Origin of the sequence: Mesorhizobium sp. M4A.F.Ca.ET.090.04.2.1, from assembly GCF_003999085.1 — a bacterium.
Classification (GTDB): domain Bacteria; phylum Pseudomonadota; class Alphaproteobacteria; order Rhizobiales; family Rhizobiaceae; genus Mesorhizobium.
On the sequence record NZ_RZOT01000505.1, the window covers coordinates 1 to 4,560 of the forward strand.

Consider the following 4,560-nt stretch of genomic DNA (forward strand, 5'->3'; position numbering starts at 1 on the left):
GCGTGGCGGGTCCGCTCGACAACATCTTCGACGAGCAGCGCGCAGGTCTGCACAATGATCTTGGCGCGCCCGTTGATGATCTTGGCGCCCTTTTTGACCAGAGACTTCGACTCGTCCGCCGACAGGTATGCGTGCATGCCCGTGCCCGAGCTCAGAACAAAGCCCCGTATGCCGGCCGCGATATAGCGCTCGATGTTCTGCTCGAGCCTGCCGAGATCGATGCGACCTTGCGCGTCGAATGGCGTGGCAATCGCGAGGTTCAATCCTGAGAAAGGGAAATCGGACATGTTCATGCAGGCTTCCTGTCCCGGAGCGGCCGTTTCCGACCAATGCGTCATTCGGCCAAAGGAGAACCGTCTGAGAACTCTCCTGAGAAATCCTCAGCGCCCGAAACCCGGTCGATCGCATTTGATGGCGCGCAAGATTGCACACCGGCGTGCCGGAGTCAACAAATTGTATTTTTTGGGTACACAAATCTTATAATTGGATAACACAATGCTGATGCCCTGAACCGAACCGCCGTCCGTGGCCGGAGATGCGACGACAATGGCGCCGGGACAGAGCCGCAACCGGGCGGCGTGACAGAATCAGAGCGAAAAGGGCAGGCATGCCTCGATGACGCCGCATGCTATGCGGACTGGCGGCTATTGGGAGTCTCGCGAGCGTGGCGCCGCAGCCGACCAACAGTCCCAGACAAACCATAACGTGGCAGAATGGAAGGTTTTTCAGAAGGACAGAGCGCAGCCGTCAGGAATCGCCGACCAGGGCATCCGCCTTCAAGCCTTGAGGTGCGATGAACATCTCCATGGTCTCGCGCGACAGTTCCCAATGCTCGAACACCAGGTCGACGACAGCGTTCTCATCATGACCGCCAATGGCCGAGATGAAGCCGTCATGGTGTTCGACGGCGATCCCCAAACGCCGACGCATGTCATCATTGCGGGGCCGGAAGAAGGTGTGGCCGATACGGGCGTGATCGATCAGCAGCCTGCCGAGGCTCGGCTGAAGATAGGCATTTCCGGACATCTCGCCGATGATCTCGTGAAACCTGTTGTTCTCGACCACCATCGACAGTGCGTCGCCCGACTTGCTCGCGGCGCGGAAACGCTCCTGCGTGTCTTTCAGGTCTACCAACTGCGAAGGCTTGAAGTTTTGCACCGCCAGCCGGCCGATGGCGGCGTAGACCATGGGAGCGACGAGGAAGAACTGCCTAAGGGTCGAGTGATTCATCGGAACGACCCGGGCACCCCGGTTGGCGCGAATTTCGATGTAGCCTTCGCCCTCCAATCTGCGGAAGATTTCCCTCACCGGAGTGCGCGACAGGCCGTAGCGCTCGCTTAACGCTACCTCGTCCAGATCCTCGTCCGGATCGAGTTCCATCGTCAGGATGCGACGCTTCAGATCGTCGTAAAGACTGCCCTTGCTTCCCTTCATCGCGCACCTCAGAATCAACCCTGCCAGTCGATCATACTTGGCACTCCTGAAGAGAGTCGCACGCACCTGTGGGCGTGTCAACGGATTGTATTTTCTTGGTACACAATTTTTGGACGAGTGGATCGACGGCTCTCGATGGGAGCTATCAGCCGATCGCATAAGCAGCGGTGACGCGCAGAGGGGCCAGAAGGATTTTTCCTTCGAATGCCATAAGCCGGCGCGACCAGGCTGAGCTATGAAATTCTTAGCAAGATCAAATACTTAAGCCGATGGTACCGTTGGCTGGGATCGAACCAGCGACCTCCGGATCCACAATCCGGCGCTCTAACCAGCTGAGCTACAACGGCACGTCTGCCGGAGCGCGATCCAGGGGAAGCTCTGCTCTCCAGATCCGCTCTGTCGTTCGGCGATGCGTCCAATACGGACTATCGGAGCGTAATTCAAGGCCCTTGATGAGGCAAAGGCGGGTTCTGCGAACCGCGCCCGGTTTTCAACCAGCCAATTTCGGGCAAAAGAAAAGGCCGGCGGGAGGAGGTGCCGGCCTTTTCCTGTTACGAGCCAGCGGGAGGAGGTGCTGGCTGGTCATCCCGGAGAGCAGAGGGAGGAGGTTCCGCCCGCCGGGTATTCGCTTGGACAACTCTATCGCACATCTATTTGTCTGATAAAATGCGACGTTTTGATGCATCGCCGAGTTATGCGAAGATATTAGGCGGCCTTGATGTCCTTCAAGGCCTTCTCGAAAGCGGTCTTGATCGGCTTGGAGACGTCCTCGGCAGCCTTGGAAGCGACGGCCTGGAATTCCTTGGCCTGCTCGACGGCCAGTTCGGCACGCTTGCGCAGGAATGCGGTCTGCAGCTCGACGACTTCCGACAGCGACTTGGCGCTGACCAGGGCTTCGAGATGCGAGAAGCCGGCGTCGGCATTGGCGCGCAGCGCGGCGATGGTCTTGAGCGACAGGTCGCCGGAAACGGTCTTGGCGGTCTCGAAGGTCGACTCCAGAACCTTCTGGGTCTCCTCGGCGCCGGTCTTCAACTTGGCATAGGCTTCCTTCGACTGCTCGACGCCCTTCTCGGCGAAGGCGCGGATCTGGTCGGTGGCCTTGGAAGCGTCGAAGCTCGGGAATTCAACGTTCTCGATGGTCTCGGCGGTCTTGATCTTGGACATTTTCCATCCTTTTCGCGGGTAGCGGCTTTGACAGAAAGCCGTCTCGTTCATGTATGATGGCAATATAGAGGTTTTTTTGTGCATTGCAACATCTTTGTTGCAGTGCACCATCAGAATCTTCCCCGCCGTTAACCAAGCGCTCAGAGATTTCGCCCGCCGCACGCCTTGGCTTGTGGACCTTCGCACCGCCCGCTTTTATTAACAAAGCGTTAACTGAAATTGCCCGCCGGAGGGATTCGCCAAGCGCATGCCGCCCGAAAACTATTCCTTCCTCGACGTTGCCGTGCTCGATGCGGTCCGCCAGCGCTTCGCCGCCGGCGATGCGATCGCTATATTGTCGGCCGACCTCGAACAGGTGATCTGGGCCAACGGCCCCGGAGCGGCGGTGTTCGGCTATCCGGACATCGAGGGCATCATCGGCGCCTCGGCGCGGCTGCCGCTGATCGCCAGGCGCCAGATCATGGCGACCAGCGGTTTTCCGCAGATCGGCAGCGACCGGGCCATCACGCTGCGGCTGGCGACCGGGATGGTGAGCCGCGCCGTCGGCTTCCTGGCCAGCGCGGTGGCGATGCCAGACGGCGAGAAAGCGATCATGCTCACGGTGCCCGCGGCGCAGACCGGCTCGCGCAGTGCTGCAGAGATCGCCAGCCGCGCCATTGGCGGCTTCACCGAGGACGGCCATTTCATCGCCTTCGTCGACGCAGCGGGCAAGGTAGAGGCCGCCTCCGACGGTTTTTCGGCGCTGGGCATCCTGCCCGAGACGCTGGCGGCGCTGGTCGCAGACGTAGCCGATGACAGCGACCGCATCGTCAAGCGCCTGGTCCCGGGCGGCAGCAATTCCTATCCGGCCGGCCTCGCGCGGCTGACCGAAACGCGCCACTTGCTGGTGGTCATCGACGAAGCCCAACTCGACGAAGAGCGGCCGGGTGAGCCGGGGGGCGACGCTCCGGCAGCCGCGGCATTGCCGGCGGAGGCGCCTTCCGCTGTGCCGGAGGCAAGGCAGGAACCTTCGCCCACGACGCCGGACGTGATGGCCGAGTCCACGCCGGAGGTGGCCAAGGGCGTTGCCGTCCCTGCCGGCGGCCCAGTTGCCGGCCCGACTGGACAGAGCCCGAAAGCGGCGGTGGGCGACCGGGCGACGGCCAGCGAGACGCAGCCGCAGCACGACCATTGGTACTTCAACGCCGGCGGCGATGAGGCACGGCATCAGGACCATGCATCCGGCAAGGCCGAGGCGGCGGAGCCGGCGTCGCCAGCCGAAGCGCCTCGGCAGGCCGCCGCCGCGCCGGCCGCCGGGCGGACGATCGATCGGTCGGCGCCGCCGCTGCGCTTCGTCTGGCGCACCGACGCTGACGGCAAGTTCAGCGCATTGTCGGCCGAATTCGCCGAGATCGTCGGCAAGCCCGCCGCCGACGTGATCGGCCGCCGCTTCAAGGATGTGGCCACCACTTTCGGCCTCGATGCCTCGGGCGAGATCGCCGGCCTGCTCGAACGCCGCGACACGTGGTCCGGCCGCTCGGTGCTGTGGCCGGTTGCCGGCACCGATCTCAAGATACCGGTCGACCTGGCGGCGCTGCCGGTCTATGGCCGCAGCCGCGCCTTCGAGGGTTTTCGCGGCTTCGGCGTTGCCCGGGCCGGCGACGCGGTCGTCGATCCGGAAGCCATCGGCATGGCGCTTGTCCCCAATGGCGGGCCGCTTGCCGATGGCGAGCGGCCGGCGCCGAGCGAGCCGGCCGTCGAGGACACTGTCGCGGAAACCCCGAAGCCAGCCGACCCGTTCAAGGGCGAGGTGCCGGCGCTGACCATCGTGTCGAAGCCGGAGCGGCGTTTCGCCGACAAGGTGATCCGGCTGGCCGAGCACCGGCAGCCGGCCAACGACAAAGGCCTGTCGACGCTGGAACGCAGCGCATTCCGCGAGATCGGCGAGCGGCTGAAAAGGGACAGCTCCGCCCCCTCCGAGCC

At 63.0% G+C, this 4,560-nt stretch carries 4 protein-coding genes and 1 tRNA gene; 1 reads left to right on the forward strand and 4 read right to left on the reverse strand.

The window, feature by feature from the left end:
* The 4 genes from EN781_RS26705 to EN781_RS26720 all read right to left on the reverse strand — a co-directional run.
* The coding region (locus EN781_RS26705) for a dihydrodipicolinate synthase family protein (protein ID WP_189347880.1) at positions 1 to 287 on the reverse strand (287 nt) is incomplete at its 3' end.
* A gap of 460 nt (positions 288 to 747) precedes the next feature.
* The gene (locus EN781_RS26710; protein WP_126059237.1) at positions 748 to 1,434 is read right to left on the reverse strand and encodes a GntR family transcriptional regulator; all 687 of its coding nucleotides are present in this window, start codon (positions 1,432 to 1,434) and stop codon (positions 748 to 750) included.
* A 270-nt stretch (positions 1,435 to 1,704) separates the two neighbouring features.
* Positions 1,705 to 1,781 (reverse strand) — tRNA-His (locus EN781_RS26715).
* Positions 1,782 to 2,139: 358 nt separating this feature from the next.
* Complete coding sequence (locus tag EN781_RS26720) at positions 2,140 to 2,598, reverse strand: phasin (protein WP_126056446.1); 459 nt, start codon at positions 2,596 to 2,598, stop codon at positions 2,140 to 2,142.
* 247 nt (positions 2,599 to 2,845) lie between these two features.
* Here EN781_RS26720 and EN781_RS26725 point away from each other — a divergent pair.
* Positions 2,846 to 4,560, forward strand: a 1,715-nt coding sequence (locus EN781_RS26725) for a PAS domain-containing protein (RefSeq protein ID WP_245492661.1), incomplete at its 3' end; no start/stop codon positions are given.